Source organism: Ignavibacteriales bacterium, assembly GCA_026390795.1.
GTDB lineage: Bacteria > Bacteroidota > Ignavibacteria > Ignavibacteriales > Melioribacteraceae > Fen-1258.
This window is the reverse complement of record JAPLFG010000003.1, coordinates 1,455,470-1,480,068: the sequence shown is the minus strand read 5'-3', so window position 1 is coordinate 1,480,068 and position 24,599 is coordinate 1,455,470. Positions and strand designations below refer to the sequence as shown.

The following is a 24,599-nucleotide window of genomic DNA, read 5'->3' as shown; positions in this document are numbered from 1 at the left end:
AAAACCGCTCCGTAAAAAAATAATTACCAGATCTTTACAATCTTATCATCCGGACTTCTCATCGGGTCGCCGGGTTTAACATCAAATGCCTTAAAAAATTCTGGTAAATTCTGTAGGGGACCGATAACTCTTTGTTCGCTTGGAGAGTGAACATCCGTCTTAACCAATAATTTCATTGTTTCCGGACGTGTGTTAGTTGCCCAAACCTGAGCCCATCCAAAGAAAAATCTTTGAGCCGGAGTAAACCCGTCAATCATTTCTCCCTTCTTGTATTGGTCGGTATTCTTGAACGCTTCAAAGGAGATTGTTAATCCGCCTAGATCTCCAATGTTCTCTCCTAATGTAAGAGAGCCATTTACTTTGAATGTATCAACGACAACGAAATTGTTGTATTCATTAACCAATTTCTGTGCGCGTACTTTGAATTTATCGGCATCCTCTTTTGTCCACCAATCTTTAATATTACCATCTGCATCATATTTTCTTCCTTGATCATCGAATCCATGAGAAATTTCATGACCAATAACTGCGCCCATTGCGCCGTAATTAATTGCATCGTCGGCATATTGATTGAAGAACGGCGGTTGAAGAATTGCTGCCGGAAAAGTAATGTCATTTCTTGTTGGATTGTAAGAAGCATTAACTGTTTGAGGAGTCATTCCCCATTCAGCTTTTTCTACAGGTTTACCTATTTTAGCAAGATTTACTTGCCGCGCCCATTTACTTGCTCTTTCTAAATTTTTCACGTAAGAATCTCGTTCGATATCTAATGCACTGTAATCTTTCCATTTATCGGGATAACCTATTTTCACTCCGAACTTACTTAATTTGAACAATGCTTGTTGTTTCGTTGCATCACTCATCCACTCCAATCCTTTTATACTTTCACCCATTGCGACAAGTAGACTACTAACAATTTTTTGTGCCCGGGCTTTTGCTTCCGGAGGAAAATATTCTTTCACATAAATTTGCCCTAGCAACTCACCCATAGTACCATTGACCGCACCAATAATTCTTTTCCATCTAGGCTGCATTGCTTTTGCGCCGGCTAAATATCTCTGTGTAAAATCAAACCGTTCATTAACAAACGGGGAACTTAGTGCGCCTGCAGCATCCCTGATAACATTCCATTTCAAATAAATTTTCCAATCTTTCAGAGAAACTTGATCAATCATATTCGACATTGCAGTTATAAATTTTGGCTGAGCAACTACAATCAGGTTGATTCCTTCTACTCCCATATTCTGGAAATACGAATCCCAATCAAAACCGCCTGCAATTTGTTTCAGATTGTTTATTGTCATCTTGTTATAATTTTTTTCCGGATCTCTATTTTCCACCCGGGTGTTAGATGCTTTAGCAAGCTGTGTCTCAACATTCAGAATTGTTTGAGCATAATTAGAGGCCGCTTCAGCGTCAACATTAGTCAATTTGAACATGTTGGCAACATGCTGAAGATACTTATCGCGAATCTCTTTCGAGCGGTTATCATCTTTTGTATAGTATTCAACATCCGGCAAGCCGAGTCCGCCTTGATAAAGGTACGGTGCCATTACGCTGCTTTTCTTTGCATCATCTCTCACGAAAAAATTAAAGAGAGCGCCTGTGCCGCTTAGATGCATCTCTGCTAAATGTTTTATTAAATCTTTTTTATTCTGAAGCGCATCAATTGCTTTTAGATCCGGCAGAATTGGTTTGTAACCATCTCTTTCAATTCTTGCAGAATCCATTCCGGTTGCATAAAAATCCCCGATCTTTTGTTCTGCGGAACCTTTAGGCCAGTTCCTGTTTGTCGAAACCTGATCAATAATTTTTCTAAGCTGCTTATTGTTCTCTTCGGCAAGAATTGAGAATGCACCCCATCGAGTTTGATCATCCGGAATCGGATTGTTTTTTAACCAGCCCCCGATTGCATATTTATAAAAATTTTGTACCGGTGAAACAGAGCGGTCAAGATTATTTAAATCAAAACCAACTTTTTTTGTTGATGAATCCTGTGCGATTGCTGTAAAAGTAAAGACAGAAAAAATGATGATTGCAAAAATTGAAATTGTTCTTTTAGACATGACTATTCCTTTAGATATTTAAAATATTGGCAATATTTAGACGAGATGAATCGGAGATTGTTGGTGAGAAAATTAAAAAAATATTGATTGAATAGTAATAATTAGGCGTTTTTTAAAACTTTTTGCCAGAATCTAATCTGTTTTTCAACTTCTTTTGGCGAAGTGCCGCCTTGAGATTTTTTATTTCGGATGCTTGAGCGTGCTGTAAGTAATTTATAAATATCATTTTCAAACTTCGGAGAGATCCGTTTGTATTCAAGGAGAGTCAGCTCATTCAATTTTTTGCATTGATCAACACAAACGGCAACAACACCACCAACAATGTTGTGAGCTTTTCTAAACGGTACATTCTTACGAACCAGATAATCAACAAGATCGGTTGAAAGGATCAAATCACTGTCAAGTTCTTTTTCAAATCTGTCTTTTCTGAAATTAGTTTTTTTCAATAGTTCGGAAGTTAATTGCAGACAATCTTTTGTTGTGTCTAATGCTTGAAGCAGATGAACTTTGTCTTCCTGCATATCGCGGTTGTAAGCGAGCGGTAACGCTTTCATAATTGTGAGAAGACCAAAAAGAGATCCGTAAACTCGTCCAACTTTTCCGCGAATAAGTTCGGCTATATCTGGATTTTTCTTCTGCGGCATCAAGCTGCTTCCGGTAGAAAACGAATCGTCAAATTGCGCGAAAGAAAATTCTTGTGAACTCCAAAGTACAAGCTCTTCGCTCAATCTGCTAAGATGCATCATTATAATAGAGGATGTGCTTATGAGTTCTATCATCACATCGCGGTCGCTGACGGCGTCAAGCGAATTTATAATCACTCCATCCATTCCTAAAAGTTTGGAGGAGTAATTTCTGTCGATTGGCAGTGAAGTACCGGCGAGCGCGGCGGCGCCTAAAGGCGCCATGTTTGCGCGTTTAGAACAATCGTTCAATCTTTCTACGTCACGGTTTAGCATTGAAATATATGCAAGCAGATGATGCCCAAACAAAAGCGGCTGCGCACGCTGCAAGTGCGTGTAGCCTGAAATGATTGTATCCTTGTGTATCTGAGCTTTCTTCAATAAAGTTTTTTGAAGAGTGCGAGTTAACCTTACTAGCTGCACAATTTCTTTACACATGTATAACCGTTCGTCAAGAGCAACCTGATCGTTCCGCGAACGCGCAGTGTGCAGCCGCTTGCCGCGCTCGCCGATCTTCTTTACCAGTTGCCCCTCAATTAAAGAATGAATATCCTCATCCCGCCACGAAAATTTAATTTTCCCGGATGAAATTTCTTTTCGTATCTCTTCAAGCTCTTTTAATATAGCTTTACCATCGGCGGATGAAACAATTTTCGTTTTCATCAGCATTTGAACGTGAGCTTTGCTTCCGTCAATATCTTCATTGAAAAATTTTCCGTCAACATCTATCGAGGAGGAAAATTTCAATGCAACATCAGCTAAAGACTTCTTGAACCTGCTATCCCAAAGTGCCATTCGCAATTCGCAATTTTTTAGTTTCTGCTTTTACTTTCTGTTCAACCCGGTTATATGTTTTGAGCGGTAATCCGTAAATTTTTATAAAACCTTCGGAAGCCGTATGGTCAAATTGGTCTTCTGCTGTATAAGTTGCAAGTGCCGGATCATAAAGAGAATAAGCCGATGATCTTCCAACGACCCGGACAGTTCCTTTGTACAGTTTAATCTTTACAATTCCGGAAACACGCTCTTGTGTTTTATCTACAAATGCCTGAAGAGCTTCTCGAAGAGGAGAAAACCATAAGCCGTTATAGATTAAGTTGGAATACTCTTGAGCGACCAATGTTTTATAGTGCGCAACTGATTTTTCAAGCGTTAGCCTTTCTAACTCTTTGTGGGCAAAATGTAAAATTGTTGCACCTGGAGTTTCGTAAACCTCTCTGGATTTAATTCCGACCAATCTGTTTTCAATAAGATCAATTCTTCCAACCGCGTTCCGACCGCCGATTTCATTTAACAATGTTACAAGTGTAACACTATCCATTTCATTTCCATTTACTGCGACTGGAATTCCTTTTTCAAATTCGATTGTTACTTGCTCAAATTTATCCGGCGCATTCTCCGGCGCAACTGTATGTAAGTAAGCATCTGCCGGTGGTTCTACCATCGGATCCTCGAGAACGCCGCATTCAATTGCCGTTCCCCAGATATTATCATCTATCGAATAAGGATTATCTTTTGTAACCGTAACGGGAATATTGTTTGCCTTTGCGTAATCAATTTCTTCGTCACGGCTTTTAAATTCCCACGTTCTTAACGGTGCTAAATTTTTGAGATCAGGAGCCAAAGCGCCAACAGAAACTTCAAAACGAACTTGATCATTTCCTTTTCCTGTACAGCCGTGAGCCACCATATTCGCCCCTTCTTTCCTTGCAATCTCAACAAGAGTTTTAGCAAGTAACGGTCTACCTAAAGAACAAGCCATCGGATAAGCTTCTTCATACATTGCTCCTGCTTTAAGAGCGGGGAATGCATATTCTTCCAAAAACTCTTTGGTCAAATCTTTTATATACACTTTTGAAGCGCCGGAGTTTAACGCTTTTTCTTCAAGACCAACAAGTTCTTTTGTCTGTCCCAGATTTCCTGTAAAAGTAATAATCTCGGCATCATAATTATCTTTGAGCCATTTAACCATTACCGATGTATCTAATCCTCCCGAATAAGCAACTACAATTTTATTTTGAGCCATTATTTTATTCCTAAAATTATTTTTATCTGTTCAATTGTTTTTTTGATTTTTTTAACTGATTTGGGAATTACAATAATTGTATCGTCCCCGCCTATTGTACCAAGTGCATCAAGATTATTTTGTTTATCAATAAAAACAGCTACGCCTTGCGCGCGACCGGGATAAGTTTTTATAACAACCACAGTTTCATTTCCAACTACAGAGATAATTTCTTCCGCTACGCGATATTTTAAAGCAGTTTCATCACCGGTAGCGCTTAATCTGTAAATCAATCCATTCTCAGTCGGGATGCGCACAACACCGAGTTCGGTCAAATCACGCGAAAGCGTTGCCTGTGTTGACTTAATTCCCTTTTGCTTCATCGCTTTAACAAGCTGTGTCTGGTTAAATATTTCTTGCGATGAAATAAGGCTTTTAATCAATGCATGACGTTTGTGAATGTATTCTATTTTTTTGCTCATGGAACATCTCCATAAAATTGGGGCATAATTATACAAGATTATGCATAATTATGCAAATACAAAAAGAATAATAAAAAACCCGATTTGTGTAAAATCGGGCTCTTATTCTAAATACGAGTAAATACTATTCTATTTTTTTGGCGGGCATCTCTTTCCCATTCTGGAATAGAATCAGTTGAGTAACTATTCCATTCTCTTTTACAAATTTTATCTGGGCATCAACGACTTTCGGATAAAACTTGTCATCTGCCAATGGGAATATCTCCGCTTTTCCTTGACCCGTTGCCTGCACAAAAATCTGTTCGCCTTCAACCGATACGGTCATCATAAAACTAGGCGCAAGCTGGTATTTACCTATGTATTGTTTTAATATTTCCGCAGTGACTTTTACTTCTTTCGGCTCCTCCACACTAACGCCCAGCTCCTTCAACATTTTAACCGCATCGTTGTTTCTCGGATTTAATTCCAGCGATTTTTTGTAATTAACAATGGCTTCTTCTTTATTCCCTTTTTTAAGCAACGCTTCTCCGTAACTATCGTATACATTTGAGGATTTCGAAAACTCTTCCATATTCAATTTGAAAACAGCCAAAGCTTCGTCGAGTTTGTTTTCACCCATTAAAGAATAACCGAGCTGGTTCATTTCTCTTTCGTTCAGAACGAAAAGATCTTTTTCCTCTTTCATTTTTTTGAATTGCTCAAGCGCAGTTTTAAGTCCCTCTTCTTTAATTGCAGATGCCAGATTCTCTGCAAGCGATTGAGCCGGCATCTTTACTTCTTGTCCATTTAGTATATCAATTATTTTATTTGTCATCTCATCTAACGGTGCACCGCCTGCGTTGCTGAACAGAATTACGAACTGTCCATTCTTCGGTATGAAATAATTAATTGTATTGAATCCGTTGATGCCGCCGCCGTGTGTAATTACATCAAATTCGGCATCACCGATTTTCTTCTTTGTAAGTCTCCATCCAAACGCATACTTTCCTCCGAAGGCGTCAACTCTCGGCTTGAATATCTCGTCCATAAATTTCTTGGGAAGAAGTTTTTCCGTTTGAAGCGCTTTATCCCATATAAAAAGATTTTCAACCGTCGAATAAAGCGAACCCGCCGCATACGGCAAAGACATATCAATAAATGAAGTATTCCTGTATCCTGTTAATGTTTTTTCATAACCGGAGGCGCGTTTCAACAATATCGGTTCAGATAAATCATAGCCCGAGTTCGTCATTCCAAGCGGCTCAAAAATATTTTCTTTAAGAACTTCTTCATAACTCTTTCCAGTGATCTTTTCGATGATGGCGCCGAGAATAAAGTATCCAGAGTTGTCGTATTCAAAACTTTTGCCAGGTTCAAATTCAAGATCGCCGCTGCAATGTTCTTTTACAAAATCTTCGGGAGTATAAAAATTCCGGCTGACCTTCTTGAAAAAATCCGGTTCGCCGGTATAGTTTGGAATTCCAGATGTATGCGTCAGCAGCATTTCAATAGTTACTTTGTCACCCGTGTCCTTGCGGTAGTAAGGTAAATAATCTGTCAGCTTTCCATCAAGTTTGATTTTACCTTTTTCAACAAGCTGCATAATAAGCATGGATGTAAACTGCTTTGTTATTGAGCCAAGCCGGTGCTTCGTATCCGGCGCGTTCGGAATATTCCACTCCATATTTGCGAAGCCGTAACCTTTTTTGAGAACAACATCAAAATTATCCGCAACTAGAGCGCTGCCGTTGAAATAACGGTACTCATTATACTTTGAGATGAGCTGATCAATTTTTTCGGCTTTGGTTTGACTATAAAGTAATGATTGAGAGAAAACGGAGAAAACTATTAATATCATTATCCCAAATTTTTTCATATACTTTCCTTTAATGATTGTTGCTCGTTTAGATGCCGCATTTACCAACAAAGTTACACTTAGCAAATTTATTTATGACCGGAAAATGAAATAAACTGCGCCTATTAAACATAAGCCTGCCCAGATATAATCCATCTTGAACGGCTGGCGCATGTAGATCATGGCGAAAGGAACAAATATAGAAAGTGTGATTACTTCTTGTATTATTTTTAACTGGGAGAGATTTAATTCCGAATAGCCGATTCTATTTGCCGGAACTTGAAGAAGATATTCGAATAGCGCAATGCCCCAACTGATAAATGCCGCTATATACCATTTCTTGTCCGACAAATTTTTTAAGTGCCCGTACCAGGCGAACGTCATGAACATGTTGGAAAGAATAAGAAGAAAAGATGTACGGACGATTACCGGAAGATTTACAATGTAATTTATCATTTGTATCTCGATACCTTTTTAAGAATGAACAATGATTGTTAAAATTGAAGTGCAAAATTAAGAAGAACGGGAAAAAGAATTACAAATTGTTTTGTAAGCTTTTTCCCGTGTAACTTGTGTAAGTTTTTTCGATATTAAAACCCTCGGTTGCCTGCGTCTCTGCCATCATCTATGGTTCTATCGCGCCTCTCTTTATAATCGTTAAACAAATATGAAATGCCGATACCTATAGTGCGGCTGTTAAGTACTTTATATGTATTTCTGGTATAATAGCTGCCGCCGATAGTTTCGTTGCTTCCCCCTTGTGCATTTAATAAATCGCTTGCGATAAGATAAATTCTAATCTTACGATCCATGAAGTTCTTGCTTAAATAGATCGATAGGTATTTCATCTCGCTTCTTATCATCCGCCGGTTTGTTGTTTTAGGTGTGTAGTATAGAGATATGTTTGCGTCTACATCAAACGGTAGTTTTATTCCTAGATAGGTGTTGAGGGTGTAGCTTTTATCTGTCAGCGAGAGATCTTCGGATAAATACTGCCCCGTCTGCTTTGAATAACGGTAATTGAAAGAAACATACCAGGAGCTAATAAAATCTGGAAGATGAAACGGCATCATAGGAGTATTATAATAAGGGAGAGTAAGTGAAAAGCCATATGTATCCTGATTGTTAAGATTGATGTAACTTGAAATCAGAACGCTGTCGTTTTCCGTGGATGTTGCATAAGTAATGTTGCCGGTTGTATATGTATAATAAAGACTAATATATTGCGACAAATTCAACGCGTAGGAATTTACATAGTTCGGTTTTATTTTTGGATTTCCAGCAGAGAAGCTATTCGGTCCCTGATACTGACGGAAAGGATTGATATAGTAAATCTGCGGATACGTCACCCTTCTGAAAGCATTAAACCCAAGCTGAAACATATCGCTCAATTTATAAGAAAGATTCAGATTCGGGAAGAAGCTCAAAAAATTCTCTTTAAAATTTATATTCTGAGTAATCTGATTTCCTTCAGTTGAAAGGTTTTCAGCTCGCAATCCGAACTTTGCATCGAAATCGCCTAACTTCTGAGCATAAGAAGCATAAACAGCGTTAATAGCTTCCTTATACCGGAAGAGATTGCTCAATTGCAAACTATCCTGCCATTCGGAAAACCGATACGAATAATCAAGCACGTTGTAATCGTTATTTCTTGTGCGGTATGTAAAATTGTATCCGGCTTCCAGTTTGTTTTTATCAATTGGCAGCACATAGTCGGTTTTCAATATTAACGTTCTTGCATTAACATCTGTGTTGCTGTTCTGCAGCTGCGGCATATTTATTTTGTTGCTGTATCCCAGATTCATCTTGGCGTCTGTAGGATTGCCGTAAATTGTATACATCGCGTCAAAAGTTAATTCATTTCCTTTAGTCTCGAATTTCTTCTTATAAAATCCATAGAAAGAAAGATCATTATTTGTCCCGTTATTATTGTTTAATCTATTGTAGCTGTATTCAAAAACATTATTATCATTATTTACAAACGAATTTCCGTTGTTTTCGGACTTGTATTTGTAGCCGTTATAATTGACGAAAAAAGTGGCGGAATTGTTTGCGTCGAAATCATAATCGAACCCGAATTTGAAATAACCTCCGTAATATTTGTTTTTTCCTTCCCCGGCGGTGTTTTGATAATACATGCTCGGGCTGCTGTAAACATATCTTTCGTTTGTATTTGAAATGCTGTTGCCGAAATAACTGCCGTATGCCTGACCGAAGACATTCAGTTTATCCGCTTTATAATTAAAATAAGTGCCTCCAAATGAATTTTTATTTGAAGTTAGACTTAAAGATATCATCCCGCTGAAATTACTGAAGGTTTCTTTTTTGGTAATGAGATTCAGAATGTAAGTCCCACCTTCTGCGCTCTCTTTGGCGCCTGGCGCGAGAATAACTTCAACCTGATCAATCATGGATGCCGGAAGTTGTCCAAGCATCTCGGCGGGCATCGGGTATTCATGTCCGTCCATTTGAATTTTTAAACTCTGTCCACGTACCGATACTTTATTTGTCGCCGGATCAACTTCCACCAGTCCTGAATTTTTTAACGCATCTGTAAGAGAGCCCGAGTTGCCCGGAAGCCGGTCCATATTAATTACCTGTTTGTCGGCATGGAATTCAATCATCGGCTTCACCGATTTGACAACTATCTCCGTCAGTTCAATTGTGGTAGGCATAAGCTTTATAAGCCCGAGTCTTGATGACTGATCAAGGGCGACAGAATCAATTATTTGAGTTTGATAACCGATCATTGAAAATTTTACGCGCACTTTGCTTTCTGGAATTTTGTCTATCTCAAAGTTACCTTTCTCGTCGGCTTTAGTTCCCTTGAGTTGAGTGCCGGATGATTTGGAAATAATAATAACAGAAGCGCCGACTAACGGTTTGTTCGTAAAGAGATCGGCAACGGCACCGGATATTTTAAAATTTTCTGATTCTTTTTGAGCAGATAAAAAGTTAAACGCTGTTAACAAAAGTAATAGGAATGCTGTGTGGAGTTTCATACAAGTCCCCCATAAATATTTTTGAGTTAGTTATTTGCAAAAAGATATTACTACTTAATGAGCAAATCTATATAGAAAAAGATTATTTCTTTTAACCAGTAATTGTAACCAACTGTGCTAAAGTTCCGATAATTCTGTTTAAATTGCAATGAATAAATCACTCCGGATTTTTATCCGGAATGAATTCCAATATATCTCCCGGCTGGCAATCCAGTACTTTGCAGATTGATTCCAGAGTTGAGAAGCGGATTGCGCGTGCCTTCTCCGTTTTTAGCACAGAAAGATTTGCCATTGTTATACCGACTTTCTCGGCAAGTTCCGTGAGAGACATTTTCCTCTTCGCCATCATTACATCTAAGTTTACACGTATCATAATGTCCTCACACAGTTAAATCATTTTCTTGTTTTACTATTGATGCTCTAATAAGAATTTCTCCTAGCAAAATAAAAAACACTCCTAAAACGAAGACCGGTTGTAATAAAACCAATAATAGCGTTGGAAAAAGAACGAGGAGAGATTTAATAAATTGCCAAGTATTTAATATTCGATTAAATGCTGAAAAACTTAAGAAAAGTTCATTAAGGAAACTAATAATAGCAAAGCCGCTTATTAACTGACCTATAATTTTTAAGAGTATACCATTTTGCTCAACTAGTAGCTTTTCATTTAACACGTTCTTAACAAATTTTAAAGCGTAATACAAAACCAACATAAAAAGTAGAAATAAGATGAGGGCGAATAGAAGAACAATTAAAGCATCACCTGTTTTACCAAATATTATTTCCTTTGGAATTCTAATAAAACTGACACCAAAAATCGAGAATCTAGCTCCAATTAATTCTCCATTTTTAATAAACTGTAAAATAATTCCAACATAACCGGCGAAAAACATCAAAGGCGTTAGATATGTAAATCCTTTCAAATAGTAATGGATATACTTAACAATTTTTGTTTCATTAGATTTTTCCATTTCTCGCCTCACACGGTTAAATCGTTTTCTTGTTTAATTGCCGCTCCATGAAGAATTATTTCTCCAAGAACCATTACGAATAAGCCTAGAACAAAGTATGGATTGAAGAATACGCTTAGCAATGAAGCAATTTGTAACAATAATTTTGTTGTGGATGTGACAAGTACATCAACTTGTTTAAGCCAAATAATAGAAATTCCAACAACGATATGAATCAACAATGTATAAATCGCCAATAAGATTCCAACAAATTTTAGATGTCTGCCATTCTCTTCACAAAAAGGATTTCCCTCAAAAGTATTCTTAATAAACTTTGTAGGTTTTTTTAGCGAGAGAAAAACTCCGCTTGCAATAATTATATTTACACCGACAATTAAAACCTTATGAAGCATGGTTATCTCTTTGATTTGATCCATGAACTTGAAAAAGCCAAAAACATCGAGAGAACTTATATTTGAATGCGATGGCGGTACTAACATTTGCGGCAGATAAAAAAGAATAAAGAAAAAAGGAAATGCTTTGTAGAATAGATCTAAATAAGCATAAACAGTTTTTACTAAGAAATTTTCTTTTAGCGATTTCATATTACCTCCTCCTTTTAGCTGAAGGCAATATAAATTACGAAATTCTGTTTGTCAAGATAAATTTATCGTTTATCAATATATTTTTGCCTTTATACGGCATTGTGGACGAAATTGTATTTTTCTAATTTATTGATAGAATTTTCAACTTTGGAGCCATTTTATGAAGAAAACCATTCTATTAATATTGATCGGAAAGAGAAAAGAGGAAGCTGTAAAAGTTCAACAGATACTAACCGGCTGGGGTTGTTTAATCAAAACGCGTCTGGGAATTCATGACGGCGTTTTAGAAAATTGTTCGGACACGGGATTATTAATTTTAGAAATGGTCGGTACAGATGAGCAGAATCAGGAGATCGCGCGCAAACTTTCTGTACTTCCTGGCGTGTCGTCTAAATTAGTTGAATTGGAGATCGGTCAATAGAACAATGACCATTTTACATTTGTAAAAAAACAGAAAAAATAATAGAACGCAGATTATCATGATTGTTTATGATTTTAAATCATAACAAATCATCATCATCATAAAAATCCGCGTTCTATTTTTTAATTTTTTATCTCTTATCTGGTTTTTCAACTTTTACTTTGTAAAAAATATGTTCCGATTCAATGATCAAAGTGTACTCGCCCGGTTCAACATAAGTTTTCTCTTTTGCGTCTGTTGTTAAATTCCATTCCGCAAAATTTAATCCTTCGTCTCCCGTTCCTTTGAACTCGTTCACTTTCACATTTTTCGAATCCACCACCTCAATCTTTACACTATCCGTTTTTGTTTTCAGATAATAACCGAATCTTACCGGGTCCGGCTGCGACCATCTATATTTTGGATATTGCGGAAGCGTTCCTTTTGTTGCCGAAATAAAAAATGCATCTTTATTAAGATCATCTTCATTTAAATTTTGCAGATACTCAACATCAAGCGCATACAATCCTCTCCCGTGGGTTGCGGCTACGATTATATTATCGCGCGGATGAATTACAAGATCGTGCACATAAGTTGTTGGTAATTTTCCCGGCAGTGAATACCAGAATTTTCCGCCGTTCAAAGAAACGTAAACACCAAAATCATTTCCAACGTAGAGAATGTTTTTATTCTTCGGATCTTCTTTAATTACGTTTATCGGTCCGGTTGGTAAATTGTTTACAATGCTCTGCCACGTCTCGCCATTATCTGTTGATTTCCAGAGATACGGCAGAAAGTCGTCGTCGCGTTTTCCGTTCTGCGACATGTAAACAGTATTCTCATCATAAGCAGAAGCAACTAATTCCGAAACCCATTTTCCATACGGCAATCCGTTTACAATTTCCTTCCACGTTTTGCCGTCATCTTTTGTTACATGAACTCTGCCGTCATCTGTTCCCGCATAAATTAATCCCGCTTTCAAAGGAGATTCTGAAATCGAAAAAATAGTTTGATACGGAATATCACCGCTCTTGTTCGGATCATTATATGTAAGATCGGGACTTATCCTCTGCCATGTTTCTCCGCGGTCAGTAGTTTTGAATAAATATTGGAACCCGATATAAAGCGTGCTGGGGCTATGAGGAGAAATAATAAACGGGGCAAGCCATTGACCGCGCATTGTTGATTCCCCTTTTTCAGCTTTAGGAATAATGTTTTTTGATTCGCCCGTTTTCATGTCTGATCTTGTAAGCGTTCCATAAAATCCGGCTGAATAAACTATATCTGGATTTGTCGGATCGATTGCATGATTACTTCCCTCGCCGCCGGGCGCTTGCTCAAAATTCTGCGCCGGAATTTTATCTCTGCCTTGTGATAAATCAACAATCCCTTTAAAGCTTCCATGATCCTGGATCGAGCCGTAAACTTTAAATGGTTCCGACATATCAGCTGCGACGTTGAAAAACTGAACTAACGGCATATTATTAGCGAATGTTCTCCATTCTTTTCCACCGTCGTAAGAAATTGCTAATCCGCCGTCGTTAACATTTACAAGATAGTTCGTGTTGTCGGGATCAATCCACAAACCGTGATGATCGCCGTGCATTCCTTCGAGCTCTTTAAAAGTTTTTCCACCGTCTTCAGATACATTCAAACCTAATCCCATCACATAAATTTTATTTTCATTTTTAGGATCTACTCTAATCTGCCCAAAAACCCATCCGTAAGTAGCCGACAATGTTTCCATATATTCATCCAACACACTTGTCTGTTTCCATGTGTTTCCTTTATCATCGCTTCTGAAAACCGTTGCGCCTTTAATCACACCGCCTTTTGGTCGTCCGTAAGAATCAACGTTCTCAGCATCATCATTCTCGCGTAGAATTTCATAGTTATCAACGAAAGCATAAACTACATCCGGGTTCGATCTTGAAACATCAATTCCAATTCTTCCTCTGAATTTAGCTTCCGGCAATCCTATAGAAATTTCATTCCAGGTTTTTCCGGCGTCTGTTGATTTATAAATACTGCTTCCGTTATAGTCATTTTTAGTTCTCGGGTCATTCCATTTTTCACGGACACGCTGCCAAGTGGATAAATAAAGCGTATTTGGATCAGATGGATCCATCGCCAGATCAATAACTCCCGTCTTTCCATTTTTGTAAAAAACTTTATCCCAGGTTTTTCCGCCGTTTTCAGTTTTGTATAAACCACGTTCTTCGTTATCTGTCCATTCGTGTCCGGATGCCGCAGCGTAAACTATATCCGGATTTATAGGATTGATTACGATTCTCGGAATTGTGTTTGTACCAATTAATCCCATCTGTTTCCAAGTTTTGCCGGCATCAATTGATTTAAACACTCCCGCGCCTGCGTTAGAGCTTCTGAAAATATTTGCCTCTCCTGTTCCGATCCAAACTATATTTTGATTTGAAGGAGCGAGAGTTATGTCTCCAATTGAAGTTGACGGACCGTTTTCAAAAATTGGTTCCCAGGTTGTCCCTTCATTTGTAGTTTTCCAGACCCCGCCCGTTGCACCGGCGGCATATATTATATAGTTCTTTCCTTTTGGACGGACGACTTCAACATCAGTCATTCTTCCGCTTATATTAGTCGGACCGATAAATTGCCAATTCAGATTTTTGAATATTGAGTTCTCTTTCATCTCAAGATGTTTTTCATACATCTTCATTCTTTCTTCCGGCGAAGTTGATTTGATTAGGGTCTGTGCAATTGTGAGTTGAAGAAAGCCGGATAAAAGAATAAGCAAAAACATTTTATACTTAAGAGTTAGTCTACATTGAATCATAATAATATCTCTCCTTTAATTTTTAACCGCTATCTTTATAGTCTTGCCAATATTTTTGGATTTTTCAATTCTCTAATTGCATCACTGGCAATCCATCGTGCAGATTTTGAATCGATAGTTTTAATTTCTTTAGCAAGTTTAAGTGCTTCTTTGTTGAGGAAATTACTTCGTTTTCCAATCTGGCGCAATGCCCAGTTAACAGCTTTCTTAACAAAATTTCTTTCATCAACGGAATATTTCTTGATGAGTGGGAAAAATTGAAGGAACTCCTTATCGTCTCTCTTCTTATCGTGAACGGCGATATATGCGATTAACGAAAATGCAGTGCGGCGGACAAATTCTTCTTTTCTATCTGCCCATTCCAAAATTTTTTCGAATGCAAAAGGAGTTTTTCTAAATAGGTAGCAGCATGTTCCGTCACAGATTGCCCATGAATCAAAATCGCATATCCAGCTATTCATCTGAGTTTTTGTAACTAGTTTCGGATCGTCAATCAAAAAAGCAATAACACGTGCATCGTAATATCCGGTATTCCATAGTTCGAGAGCAAGTTCATGATTTTTCCCAATCTTCTTTGCTATCGATTTGATCATCGGTGCACTAATGCCAAACGCATTTGTAGAAACAATTCCGAAGCGTGCCATTCCGTCAACATTTTTTTGATTGTAATGTTTTTTTAATTCTATGATTAATTCCGCAGCCGTCATTGTAATACCATAAATTTGTTTATTGAATCATGAGTTGATAAATGCATAAAGCTTTTCCAAATCCAGAACCGTTTTTGGATCTGTCTTGTAAATCAGTTCGATCAACCGGGAACCGCCTTCATAAAACGTTACTCTATCGAACGGTTCAATTCCTCCAGCATGATTTTCCTTTATTCCGAATTTATCTCTGATTTTATTTTCAACCCAGCGCGCAAATCCTTCTTTCCATTCAACCCAAGTCATGTAAGAATATTCATCTTTGCTTAATTGCTCTTTTATCGTTTCGCGAATATCTTTTACATCATTCAAGTCGTTCTTATTCAACATCGAAAGGAGAGCTGCATAGGGTTCCGTAAATTCTTTTTTTGAATATGGAAACGCGTAATTCAATTCCCACATCCAGTCTTTCTGTTCCATCGCGCGTTTATAGATTTCCAAATTGTCCTTCAGTATCATTTCAATTGCCGCAAAGACGGCGCAATGAACGAATTCATGAAAAATAATTGCGTAGCCGTCCATTGAGTCAAAGACTTCTCCGGTGACGACGCATGTCATTTTATTATCATTTTCCGGAAGCGGGAACGCGGCTCTTATTCCCTTTGGTACCAGTGATGTAGTTGCGGCTTTTTTTACAAAACGGTATCTGTTATTTGTGTCGGGTTCAAAAATGTAGTATTGTCCTTCCTCTGCAATTGCAACGGGATAAACATTTTGAAGTACGGGATGGATTTGTTTTACCTTCTCATGAAGCTCAAAAATTTTTTCGAGCTTCGGCAAATATTTTTCAACTGTTGAATCGTTCGTCTTATTCTGAGCAGTTAGACTAACGCCGGTGAGAAGAAAGAAGAGAAAAAACTTAAGGTAACTTTTCATATTGATCCTTCTATTATGGCATTCAAAAATATCTAACTAAGGATAAAAGTGGGGATAAAAATTATAATTGACATGCTTTAGAGTATTCGATTTATATACAAAATCAGTTTTCGAACAAGCGAGAAAAGCCATCGTACGGAACTAAGGGGATAATATCAAAGTCGATTAGATTTACTTCAACTAATGGCAATGTGTTTAATATTTCTCTCGCTTCATTTTCGTTTGTACACTCAAGAATTATGAGGGCGTTGTGAAGAGGTTTACTAAAATAGATTTCGCGGATGATACCAGTTTGGTAAAGGTCCCAAACTCTTTGCGCCTCGGGTTTAAGGTATATTTTAAATTGTTCTTTTGTTTTCCCGCCTACTTCTTTTTCGATTGCTAATATTTTCATAAAATTTCCTTTTATACAGATCAAGAAAATATTTTTTACCGTCCTTACTATAATGAGGGAGGGATTGAAAATAACCATCCAATGCGGTGTTTGAGAACACCGCATGATGAATTAATTAATCGCTTATTATAATTGTTGAACCGCCGCCGCCGCCGAAACGCGGATTTATAAAATTATTAAATATAGAACCGAACGAATATGATATACCGAAGTAAGCGTAATAATTATATGTTGTCTCAAGTTGCCTTCTTCTTAATAAAACTTCTTCAAGTGAAGCTCCCTCAAGCGGCAGTGTTATTTGTTTGCCGACCTTGTAATAATTAAAATAAAAGCTGAGCGAAAAACCTTTAAACAATCTTAAACTGGCAGAACTAAAAACACCATAACTGATATTGGTAAAATCATCTAAATAGTTTTCTACATTCGGTCCAAAACTTAAACTCCCCCAAGGTTCAATTAAAGAAAACGAGGCATTTAATGAATGCCGCCATAAATCTTCTTTCCTTTTAAAATATAATGTTTCATCAACGTATCTGTTAAAAGTATGATATACTTTATAGTAAATTCTAAGTTGATGTATGTTCGATTCCGAATAAGGAAAAACGTTATACTCAATACCCGGTGCAAATGAATAACTGAAATTGATATTGTCGTATGTAGAAGTATAAGCGCTACCCCAAATACCCCAAGACCATTTATTATCTATCGCTTTTATAAAAGAAGCATTCGCATATTGGCTTCTGGTAATATTCGTTATTGTCTCAGTATCATAATAATAATTGCTTTCACTATAGTCGCTAGAAAGAGAAATACTTAGTTTCATATCTTCCGTGGTTCTATTCGCCGAGATTGAACTGTAAATAGATTTGCTGTTATAATTTTTCTCGCCGTTAAAATTTCCGTTCGAGCTTAATTTGAAAACCCAGTAGTCCCAATCGTCTTTCGGTTGTTCAGCCGCCTGCTGTTGTTTTGGAAAAGAGATCTCCATCTGATCTGCAGCGGGTGTCTTGGAGAGATACCGGACCAATCCCATTTTAAGCGCCTTTACCATTTTGATTCGCGATTGATCATCCGAATCTGTTTTATTGACCATATATTTTACGGTGTCATCAATCCCCGCAAATTTATTTAGACCGATAAATAGTAATATATAGCTTGTTCCTCCCGAACCGGTACTCTGAGAAGTATAAAGAACATGAATATCGGCATCTTTCCTGTCGCGCACATAATTAACAATCGGAATTTGCTCTTTTACAAAATTAATGTCGCAGTAGCCGCAATCAATAAAAAGATTTGGAGCGTTTTCCTTTCTAATCGATTGGTCATTTTGTGCAAATGAGAATGACGTTGAGATAAAAAGGAAAAAGAAAATTGATTGGATGATTCTATGCCGCATACTACCCCTTGTATTTAGATTAATGAATGAAATAATGACAAATCCTTCAGTTTATTCAATACAATAAACGATAGTCGGAAACATTTATTGTATCGTGCAACAAGTAGACGTTTGAACTTCCCTTTTGTTACTTTATCAAAAGAATTTTTTTAGTAAAGAAATTTGCCCCAAGTGATATGAATTATGCTCAACAAGCCCCAAGATTAATCCTTCAAGGGAAAAGCCGGTGCCCAATGAAACGTTTCTTTCACCACCTATAATGGTGTCCAGTTGTTCTTCGGGAAATTTTTTGAGAACGGAAATCAATTTATTTGTTGCATCAAATAAGTTTTGTTTTACCGTGACCCAATATTTTTCAGTGTAATTTTCTGGAGTTGGCCAATCGCCAATTTGAGGCTCTGAAGGCTTGTTTCCATTGAAACGGCTGAGAATCTCTTCAGTCCACGCGGTTATGTGAAGTGTTAATTCGATTATACTATGTGCAGATGGAATTGGTTTTCTAAATGCTTGCTCGATGGAAATCTCTCTCAAAATATCAGTTGCAGAAGAGCCGTACCAAGGGTCTCCAAAAATCGAATTGTACAATTCATCTGATAGCTTCTTTGCTCGAGTCAATTTACTTTTTTCTCTGTATCACAAAAATTTTTAGATGTCTCAATTAATTTTATTTCGCGGCGTTTACCGGAAATGTTGATGAACGGGTAATCTTCCACTTGCCGTCGTTTTGTTTTTTGAAAATTAATATCCCTTTTTCAAAAGCAATTTGCGGTGTTTTTGAGACCGACGGTTTGAATGCCCATTTTTGTTTAATGTTTACATATGCAAGATCACCGCTTGTCACTATTTCATCCGCCTCCATACTTAAAGTCGCTTTCAGATATTTATTTTTAAAAACTACTTCGTTCTCATCTCTAATTGTTTTTGAAGTTTGATCGGGATGTCCATAGTACAAACCGATATAATCTTCAGCAAAGATTGCAACGGAGTTATTTAAATCTTTCTGATTGTAAGATTTCATCCATTTATTAATTTCATTCTTTATTGCAAGTACTTCATTGGACTGTGCCGGAACAAAATTGTTAGCGATTAACATACCAACAAATAAAAGAAAAGCCTTGTTGCTTAATTTCATAACATTTACCTAATTATTGAAAAGTTTTGATAATAATTTATTTCTTAAAATTATTCGGTCGGTTTTGTTCCTATTATTCCCGACAAAAACTAATTCAAAAGTAATTTTAATTGAGATGCGTTGCAAATTATTGAATCTTATACTGGGATAAAAAGAATCCATCCCCCGGCTACGAAAGGATGGATTCGAGGGGTTTGTATGGGGACTTTTTACCGAGAGTTATTAACTCTGCTGTTATGTTTTTTTCTCAAAATATTTTTACCTGCGCGCTGTTGTTCATTTAATAATTGGCGGCGCTCCTGTTTGGTTACAACTCCGTCCGATTTTGCAATTTTCTTATCGTGCCGAATCTTCAATTGTTGCTTTTCCAGCTTCCGGGTTTCTTTGGTCGTCAGCTCTCCCGTTTTTACTCCTTGTTTGATTCTTACCTGCTGCTCTTTTTGTTTTTGATTTATTTTAGGTGTTGCTGTTTGTGCTTGAACGACCAATGCAACCATTGCTGTTAGTAGAAGAAACATCTTTACTTTTTTCATAGATCCTCCGTAAGTTTTTTTGTTCCTACTTTATAGACACTTATAAGAGGATATCGGGTTTAAAAGAATTGCTAATATCAGATTGAAAAAGTAAAAGGGATGGTAATCTACAAGAAATGAATTTTCATTTTTATTAATAAGAACTAAACCGAGGTATAAAATAAATAGTTAACTCAAATGAATTTTTAGAAGTGGTTAAAACATTCTCATATCGAAAGGCGACAAATCTGATATTGTCTGTCTTACATTCAATTCTTTTATCAATTCGCGAATTGTTTTTAGTTCCGCTTCAATTAAATGCATCCTGTGTTTAAGCATTGAAAGACTAGTAAATGCAACTTTTGTAGAATCCATTTCGAAGCTCAATATCTGTTTTCTTATTGTATAAGAATTGCTTTCAAGCCTTTCCAATTTTTTTTTCAATTTCATTAAGATTTCCGGTTTGCTCAAATTATGCATAAGAAGAATGCCAATATCAAAATTCGAGGGAGAATTTACATCATCTTCTAAAAAACTGGTTATTGATTCATGAAATTCGAATTCACCTTCCGGAGTTATTGAGTAAATTGTCTTTTCAGGCAAATTTCCAGTTCGTTCTGTCCGACCGATAATCAATCCTTGTTTCTTCAAATTATTGATAGTTGCATATACTGTAGAATCGGCGAGCGGTAATAATTTTCTTGTATTTAATTGTTCAAGCATTTTTGTGATTTCATATGGATTTCTCTCTCTTTCGGACACAACGCCCAGTATTAACGCAGCTAATTTTGAAAGCATATGTAATTTCCTACTACATTGATAATGTAGTATAAAGATAGAGCATGAAATGGAATAATGCAATAAAATTATGAAAGGATCGAATTCAACTGATTTTCATCATTTACAAAATCTTCGAATGATGAGTAGATAAATCGGACATTATTTGTGAGTGATTTATAATTAAGCTCTAAAGATTCTTTACGTTTTGGATTTACTACTATAATTTCTTTATCGGATGTAATCTGCTTTTTAAATAACGCTTTTATATGAACATCCGAGCTGGAAAGAGAATACCCAATGAAAACAATTTTTTTCGTTGCGCGTATTTCTCTCGACGCCTCGCTCATTAATTGAGAAATAATGGGATGATGAATGGTTTTCAGATATGTCGGAGGCATAATAAGCGTGCGAAACTCCGTTCCATCCAGCGGACAAACAAACTCGTATTCCACCTTTTCCGGAAATGTATAACCTAGAAACTTTCCCTTTTTCAAGTCAATCGATCGGTCCCAAGGTGTAAGTAAAGTTTGGTTGCAGCAATTGCAATATTTCCAGTTAAGACTGCCGTGTACTTTCACAATTTTAATCGGAATCGGATTTTCATTCTCGCTAATTGAAACCGGTTCTCGCGGATTTATCCAAAAATTGAAATTGTTCATTTCGGGCAATCGTTCATAGTTCATTAATGGAATGCAATAATCAATGTAACCGTGACTTTTAAATAAAAAATCAAAAGCTTGCTCAAGAAGAGTGTCGTAATTTAAAGTGATAATTGAAATGTTCGAATTGTTTTTTTGAATAGTTTTCCAAAAAAGATGGTAGTAGTGACTTCGTTTGTCGGTTTGAAGATTAACAATGTAATGAATCAGTTTAATTAAGTATTCTTTAATGTCTCTTATTTTTTCGTTAGAGTATTTTGCATTCAAGCTTTCGTTCTGTTGAATAAAATAATCGATAAAGCCGAAAACTGCCTCAAGCTGCGGGTATTGATTAGTCGCACTGTTAAACTCAAAATTATCTTTAATAAACTCTATAACAATCTTACCTATTTCCGAGTTTTCAATCTCTTCAATTCCGCCTGAAATAATCATCGGCAACATATCTCTCTGGAGAGGAACACCATCGGGATGTGAAGCACCTGCGCCTAAAACAAATACAACGTCTCTGCTTGGTAAGTATCGTAAAAATTTTTCGGATGGAGTTATCATTTTTGTACACCACCTTTAACCGCAAAAAATAAGGTTAATTTTGATGTTCTCGTTTGATGAAATAGTTAATTCAAATTGGAAATCATTTAAACAAATATAACTTTATTCTTTTAATGGTTCAGAAAAAGTTACTAAGAAAAATCTGATGTGTAAAGGAATTATTTGTTGATCTCAATGAGAATCAACTTCTTCCCCTTCTCATTTCTAAGGTTGGATGGTTTATATGATAATTCAAAAATTGTTGATTTTTTAATATGAGCTTTGTATTTCAATTCAGTGGTCTTGAATTCATCCATCAAATCGCCGCCTTTAACTGCGGCAATGTATGCCTTCTCTTTAATTAATGGAAGCGAGTAGCGAAATAAAATTACCAACGGAACTGTTGCCCGGCTAACAACTAAATCAAACGTATCGGCATATTTCTGTTTGAAGTCATCACTTTCAACGCGAAAATTTTCTGCGACAATATTATTGAGTTTCAGTTTATTGATAAACTCTCTAACAGCATCAATTTTTTTAGCGGTCGAATCTGCTAAAACTCCCCTCATGGCAGGACGGGTTATTGCTAATGGTATTCCGGGAAAACCGCCTCCGGTTCCAATATCTAAAAATTTCGATACCCGGCTTGGGAGAAATTCCGCAATCAACGAAGAGATAAAAATATGATTTTCAATGATTTTAAGAACATCTCTGCGGGAAATTAAATTGAGTTTTGTATTCTTTTGAGTAACAAGAAGCGCAAAATGAGCTAGTCTCTCTAACTGATATTCATCCGGGTTTAGACTATTTTCCCAGAAGAGCATTTTCAGTTCACGTAAGTACTGCTCTTGAAGATCCAACAAAAGCCCTCTGTTTTAGCTCTTCAAATATACTAATAAAATAGAAATATCAGAAGGAGTAACTCCGGAAATTCTGCTTGCCTGTCCTATTGAACGCGGTTTTATTTTATTTAATTTCTCTATTGCCTCTGTGGAAAGTGCTTTCAAACTAGTATAGTTGAAATTTAATGGAATGTTTGCGTTCTCCAGTTTTTCCGTTTTCGCGATCAATTCTTCCTGACGCTTTATATATCCGTCAAATTTTATTTCTATTTCGATCTGTTCTAAAACAGTTTCATTGTTCAATAATTCTTGTGTCCAGTTTTCTTTTTCATTTTCGATGAATTTTAAGATCTCAGCCAAAGTCAGTTCCGGTCTCTTTACTAATTTTTCTATCGTTTCTGAATTATCAATCAGCGCAAGCTTTTTCAATTCCAGAAGTCCATTAATCTGTTTAGGAAGGACTTTCTTTGTTGAGATAAAATCTTTCTGAGCAACGATCATCACTTCCCTTTTCTTCAATGAATCGAACAATTCTTTAGATATCAAACCGAATTCAAATCCCTTATGAAGAAGTCTTCTGTCTGCATTATCCTGTCGTAATACTAGTCTATACTCAGCCATTGAAGTAAACATTCTATATGGTTCGTTTGTTGATTTACGCACTAGATCATCAATCAAAACACCGATATAAGCTTCACTCCGCTTCAATACGAATTCCGGTCTCTTCTGAATTTTTAATGCGGCATTAATTCCGGCAATAAGCCCTTGTCCAGCGGCTTCTTCGTATCCTGAAGTTCCATTTATTTGTCCGGCAAAATAAAGTCCTTCAATAAGTTTTGTTTCTAAAGTTAGATCAACTTGATAAGGAGGAAAATAATCGTACTCAACTGCGTAAGCCGGTCGAACCATCTCCGCGTTTTCAAGTCCTTTAATTTTTTGCAATGCCTCGAATTGAATTTCCGCCGGTAATGATGATGAAAATCCATTTAGATAAATTAGATCCGAATCCAATCCTTCCGGTTCAAGAAATAATTGATGCCTCTCTTTGTCAGCAAATCTAACGATTTTATCTTCGATTGATGGGCAATACCTCGGACCGATGCCTTCTATTACACCCGTGAATAAAGGTGACTGATTAAACCCTTTTTCCAAAATTTTATGAACGGTCTTATCAGTATATGTGATATGGCAACTAACCTGTTGAAGAAATGGAAATTTAGTTTTGTCTGTTCTCAAAGAAAATGGTTGTGGAAATTCATCACCCGGCTGCTCTTCAAGTATTTCCCAGTTGATAGAATTTTTTCTAAGTCGCGGTGGTGTCCCGGTTTTTAATCTGCCCGATATAAATCCCATTCTTAAAAATGATTCTGTTAGACCTTCAGAAGCTTGTTCTCCGTACCTTCCTCCTTTTGTGGATTTTAATCCTGTATGCATCAATCCATTCAAAAAAGTGCCGGAACAGAGAATCAGTGCCTTACACTTTAGCTCCTCCCCTTTAAGAGTCTTAACTCCCGAGATTTTTTTTCCTTCTTCATATACTTCCAAAAGAGAGTCTTCTATTAATTCCAGATTTGGTGTTGTGAAAATGACATGTCCCGCCTCTTCGGAGTATAATTTTCTGTCTGATTGACATCTTCCGGCCCAGACTGCCGGACCTTTAGTTTTATTTAAAATACGGAATTGAATACCGGATTTGTCGGCAATTAATCCCATCATACCGCCGAGAGCATCAAGTTCATGAACCAGATGACCTTTTGCGCTGCCTCCTACCGCCGGATTGCATGATAGCCTACCAATCGCATTTTTATCCATTGTAATAAGGGCTACTGAGCACCCCATTTTGACTGCGGCTGATGCGGCTTCTATTCCGGCATGACCGGCGCCGACAACAATAATATCAAAACTTCTCATTTATACCTTTCTGTTCCACGTGAAATAAT

23 protein-coding genes are annotated in these 24,599 nt (G+C 36.9%); 1 reads left to right on the top strand and 22 read right to left on the bottom strand.

From position 1 onward, the window contains the following. Positions 1–23: 23 nt before the first annotated feature. The 10 genes from NTX65_10170 to NTX65_10125 form a co-directional block, all read right to left on the bottom strand. The gene (locus NTX65_10170; GenBank protein ID MCX6169699.1) at positions 24–2,066 is read right to left on the bottom strand and encodes a M13 family metallopeptidase; all 2,043 of its coding nucleotides are present in this window, start codon (positions 2,064–2,066) and stop codon (positions 24–26) included. A 101-nt stretch (positions 2,067–2,167) separates the two neighbouring features. Then, on the bottom strand, positions 2,168–3,544 hold the full coding sequence (argH, locus tag NTX65_10165) for an argininosuccinate lyase (GenBank protein MCX6169698.1): 1,377 nt from the start codon (positions 3,542–3,544) through the stop codon (positions 2,168–2,170). Next, positions 3,528–4,775 carry an argininosuccinate synthase gene (locus NTX65_10160; GenBank protein ID MCX6169697.1) on the bottom strand — a complete coding sequence of 416 codons (1,248 nt, stop codon included), beginning with the start codon at positions 4,773–4,775 and terminating at the stop codon, positions 3,528–3,530. The genes argH and NTX65_10160 overlap by 17 nt, the downstream gene beginning before the upstream one ends. Then, positions 4,775–5,236 carry a hypothetical protein gene (locus tag NTX65_10155; GenBank protein ID MCX6169696.1) on the bottom strand — a complete coding sequence of 154 codons (462 nt, stop codon included), beginning with the start codon at positions 5,234–5,236 and terminating at the stop codon, positions 4,775–4,777. The genes NTX65_10160 and NTX65_10155 overlap by 1 nt, the downstream gene beginning before the upstream one ends. 124 nt (positions 5,237–5,360) lie before the next feature. Further along, complete coding sequence (locus NTX65_10150; GenBank protein ID MCX6169695.1) at positions 5,361–7,091, bottom strand: serine hydrolase; 1,731 nt, start codon at positions 7,089–7,091, stop codon at positions 5,361–5,363. 72 nt (positions 7,092–7,163) lie between these two features. Continuing rightward, a complete protein-coding gene (locus NTX65_10145; GenBank protein MCX6169694.1) occupies positions 7,164–7,526 on the bottom strand; it encodes a DMT family protein in 363 nt (120 codons plus the stop codon). Between the two features lie 134 nt (positions 7,527–7,660). Then, on the bottom strand, positions 7,661–10,072 hold the full coding sequence (locus NTX65_10140; protein ID MCX6169693.1) for an outer membrane beta-barrel family protein: 2,412 nt from the start codon (positions 10,070–10,072) through the stop codon (positions 7,661–7,663). A 157-nt stretch (positions 10,073–10,229) separates the two neighbouring features. Further along, complete coding sequence (locus tag NTX65_10135; protein MCX6169692.1) at positions 10,230–10,421, bottom strand: helix-turn-helix transcriptional regulator; 192 nt, start codon at positions 10,419–10,421, stop codon at positions 10,230–10,232. Between the two features lie 31 nt (positions 10,422–10,452). Next, entirely contained in the window at positions 10,453–11,043 is a 591-nt protein-coding gene (locus NTX65_10130) for a DUF2975 domain-containing protein (GenBank protein ID MCX6169691.1), read from the bottom strand. Between the two features lie 8 nt (positions 11,044–11,051). Continuing rightward, a complete protein-coding gene (locus NTX65_10125; GenBank protein ID MCX6169690.1) occupies positions 11,052–11,627 on the bottom strand; it encodes a DUF2975 domain-containing protein in 576 nt (191 codons plus the stop codon). Between the two features lie 160 nt (positions 11,628–11,787). Between NTX65_10125 and NTX65_10120 the strand changes: the two genes are divergently transcribed. Then, a complete protein-coding gene (locus NTX65_10120; protein MCX6169689.1) occupies positions 11,788–12,048 on the top strand; it encodes a hypothetical protein in 261 nt (86 codons plus the stop codon). Positions 12,049–12,178: 130 nt separating this feature from the next. On the opposite strand, the gene NTX65_10115 is transcribed toward NTX65_10120, so the two are convergent. The 12 genes from NTX65_10115 to mnmG all read right to left on the bottom strand — a co-directional run bounded on the left by NTX65_10115 (position 12,179) and on the right by mnmG (position 24,570). Beyond that, positions 12,179–14,836: a hypothetical protein gene (locus NTX65_10115; GenBank protein ID MCX6169688.1), complete on the bottom strand. Its 2,658-nt coding sequence runs from the start codon at positions 14,834–14,836 to the stop codon at positions 12,179–12,181. A 35-nt stretch (positions 14,837–14,871) separates the two neighbouring features. Next, entirely contained in the window at positions 14,872–15,543 is a 672-nt protein-coding gene (locus NTX65_10110; protein MCX6169687.1) for a DNA alkylation repair protein, read from the bottom strand. A 27-nt stretch (positions 15,544–15,570) separates the two neighbouring features. Beyond that, positions 15,571–16,416 carry a hypothetical protein gene (locus NTX65_10105; protein ID MCX6169686.1) on the bottom strand — a complete coding sequence of 282 codons (846 nt, stop codon included), beginning with the start codon at positions 16,414–16,416 and terminating at the stop codon, positions 15,571–15,573. A gap of 103 nt (positions 16,417–16,519) precedes the next feature. Then, the gene (locus tag NTX65_10100) at positions 16,520–16,810 is read right to left on the bottom strand and encodes a hypothetical protein (GenBank protein MCX6169685.1); all 291 of its coding nucleotides are present in this window, start codon (positions 16,808–16,810) and stop codon (positions 16,520–16,522) included. Between the two features lie 115 nt (positions 16,811–16,925). After that, on the bottom strand, positions 16,926–18,206 hold the full coding sequence (locus tag NTX65_10095) for a hypothetical protein (GenBank protein MCX6169684.1): 1,281 nt from the start codon (positions 18,204–18,206) through the stop codon (positions 16,926–16,928). Positions 18,207–18,341: 135 nt separating this feature from the next. Further along, on the bottom strand, positions 18,342–18,821 hold the full coding sequence (locus NTX65_10090) for a DinB family protein (protein MCX6169683.1): 480 nt from the start codon (positions 18,819–18,821) through the stop codon (positions 18,342–18,344). Positions 18,822–18,870: 49 nt separating this feature from the next. Continuing rightward, positions 18,871–19,338 carry a hypothetical protein gene (locus NTX65_10085; protein ID MCX6169682.1) on the bottom strand — a complete coding sequence of 156 codons (468 nt, stop codon included), beginning with the start codon at positions 19,336–19,338 and terminating at the stop codon, positions 18,871–18,873. 209 nt (positions 19,339–19,547) lie between these two features. Further along, positions 19,548–19,871 (bottom strand): hypothetical protein, encoded by a 324-nt coding sequence (locus NTX65_10080; protein MCX6169681.1) that lies wholly within the window; start codon positions 19,869–19,871, stop codon positions 19,548–19,550. Positions 19,872–20,066: 195 nt separating this feature from the next. Next, positions 20,067–20,648 carry a PadR family transcriptional regulator gene (locus tag NTX65_10075; protein MCX6169680.1) on the bottom strand — a complete coding sequence of 194 codons (582 nt, stop codon included), beginning with the start codon at positions 20,646–20,648 and terminating at the stop codon, positions 20,067–20,069. Positions 20,649–20,716: 68 nt separating this feature from the next. After that, positions 20,717–21,838 (bottom strand): SIR2 family protein, encoded by a 1,122-nt coding sequence (locus tag NTX65_10070; GenBank protein MCX6169679.1) that lies wholly within the window; start codon positions 21,836–21,838, stop codon positions 20,717–20,719. 158 nt (positions 21,839–21,996) lie between these two features. Beyond that, positions 21,997–22,677: a 16S rRNA (guanine(527)-N(7))-methyltransferase RsmG gene (gene rsmG, locus NTX65_10065; protein MCX6169678.1), complete on the bottom strand. Its 681-nt coding sequence runs from the start codon at positions 22,675–22,677 to the stop codon at positions 21,997–21,999. Between the two features lie 15 nt (positions 22,678–22,692). Next, on the bottom strand, positions 22,693–24,570 hold the full coding sequence (gene mnmG, locus NTX65_10060) for a tRNA uridine-5-carboxymethylaminomethyl(34) synthesis enzyme MnmG (protein MCX6169677.1): 1,878 nt from the start codon (positions 24,568–24,570) through the stop codon (positions 22,693–22,695). Positions 24,571–24,599 lie beyond the last annotated feature (29 nt).

Excerpts from the sequence above, each read along its gene's own strand:
- NTX65_10080 (MCX6169681.1), bottom strand. The coding sequence starts at position 19,871 with ATGAAAAAAGTAAAGATGTTTCTTCTACTAACAGCAATGGTTGCATTG.
- NTX65_10095 (MCX6169684.1), bottom strand. The coding sequence starts at position 18,206 with ATGCGGCATAGAATCATCCAATCAATTTTCTTTTTCCTTTTTATCTCA.
- NTX65_10130 (MCX6169691.1), bottom strand. The coding sequence starts at position 11,043 with ATGGAAAAATCTAATGAAACAAAAATTGTTAAGTATATCCATTACTAT.
- NTX65_10075 (MCX6169680.1), bottom strand. The coding sequence starts at position 20,648 with ATGCTTTCAAAATTAGCTGCGTTAATACTGGGCGTTGTGTCCGAAAGA.
- NTX65_10115 (MCX6169688.1), bottom strand. The coding sequence starts at position 14,836 with ATGATTCAATGTAGACTAACTCTTAAGTATAAAATGTTTTTGCTTATT.
- NTX65_10100 (MCX6169685.1), bottom strand. The coding sequence starts at position 16,810 with ATGAAAATATTAGCAATCGAAAAAGAAGTAGGCGGGAAAACAAAAGAA.
- NTX65_10135 (MCX6169692.1), bottom strand. The coding sequence starts at position 10,421 with ATGATGGCGAAGAGGAAAATGTCTCTCACGGAACTTGCCGAGAAAGTC.
- NTX65_10085 (MCX6169682.1), bottom strand. The coding sequence starts at position 19,338 with ATGAAATTAAGCAACAAGGCTTTTCTTTTATTTGTTGGTATGTTAATC.
- NTX65_10150 (MCX6169695.1), bottom strand. The coding sequence starts at position 7,091 with ATGAAAAAATTTGGGATAATGATATTAATAGTTTTCTCCGTTTTCTCT.
- NTX65_10120 (MCX6169689.1), top strand. The coding sequence starts at position 11,788 with ATGAAGAAAACCATTCTATTAATATTGATCGGAAAGAGAAAAGAGGAA.
- NTX65_10155 (MCX6169696.1), bottom strand. The coding sequence starts at position 5,236 with ATGAGCAAAAAAATAGAATACATTCACAAACGTCATGCATTGATTAAA.
- argH (MCX6169698.1), bottom strand. The coding sequence starts at position 3,544 with ATGGCACTTTGGGATAGCAGGTTCAAGAAGTCTTTAGCTGATGTTGCA.
- NTX65_10170 (MCX6169699.1), bottom strand. The coding sequence starts at position 2,066 with ATGTCTAAAAGAACAATTTCAATTTTTGCAATCATCATTTTTTCTGTC.
- NTX65_10145 (MCX6169694.1), bottom strand. The coding sequence starts at position 7,526 with ATGATAAATTACATTGTAAATCTTCCGGTAATCGTCCGTACATCTTTT.
- mnmG (MCX6169677.1), bottom strand. The coding sequence starts at position 24,570 with ATGAGAAGTTTTGATATTATTGTTGTCGGCGCCGGTCATGCCGGAATA.
- NTX65_10160 (MCX6169697.1), bottom strand. The coding sequence starts at position 4,775 with ATGGCTCAAAATAAAATTGTAGTTGCTTATTCGGGAGGATTAGATACA.
- NTX65_10140 (MCX6169693.1), bottom strand. The coding sequence starts at position 10,072 with ATGAAACTCCACACAGCATTCCTATTACTTTTGTTAACAGCGTTTAAC.
- NTX65_10070 (MCX6169679.1), bottom strand. The coding sequence starts at position 21,838 with ATGATAACTCCATCCGAAAAATTTTTACGATACTTACCAAGCAGAGAC.
- NTX65_10105 (MCX6169686.1), bottom strand. The coding sequence starts at position 16,416 with ATGAAAAGTTACCTTAAGTTTTTTCTCTTCTTTCTTCTCACCGGCGTT.
- NTX65_10125 (MCX6169690.1), bottom strand. The coding sequence starts at position 11,627 with ATGAAATCGCTAAAAGAAAATTTCTTAGTAAAAACTGTTTATGCTTAT.
- NTX65_10110 (MCX6169687.1), bottom strand. The coding sequence starts at position 15,543 with ATGACGGCTGCGGAATTAATCATAGAATTAAAAAAACATTACAATCAA.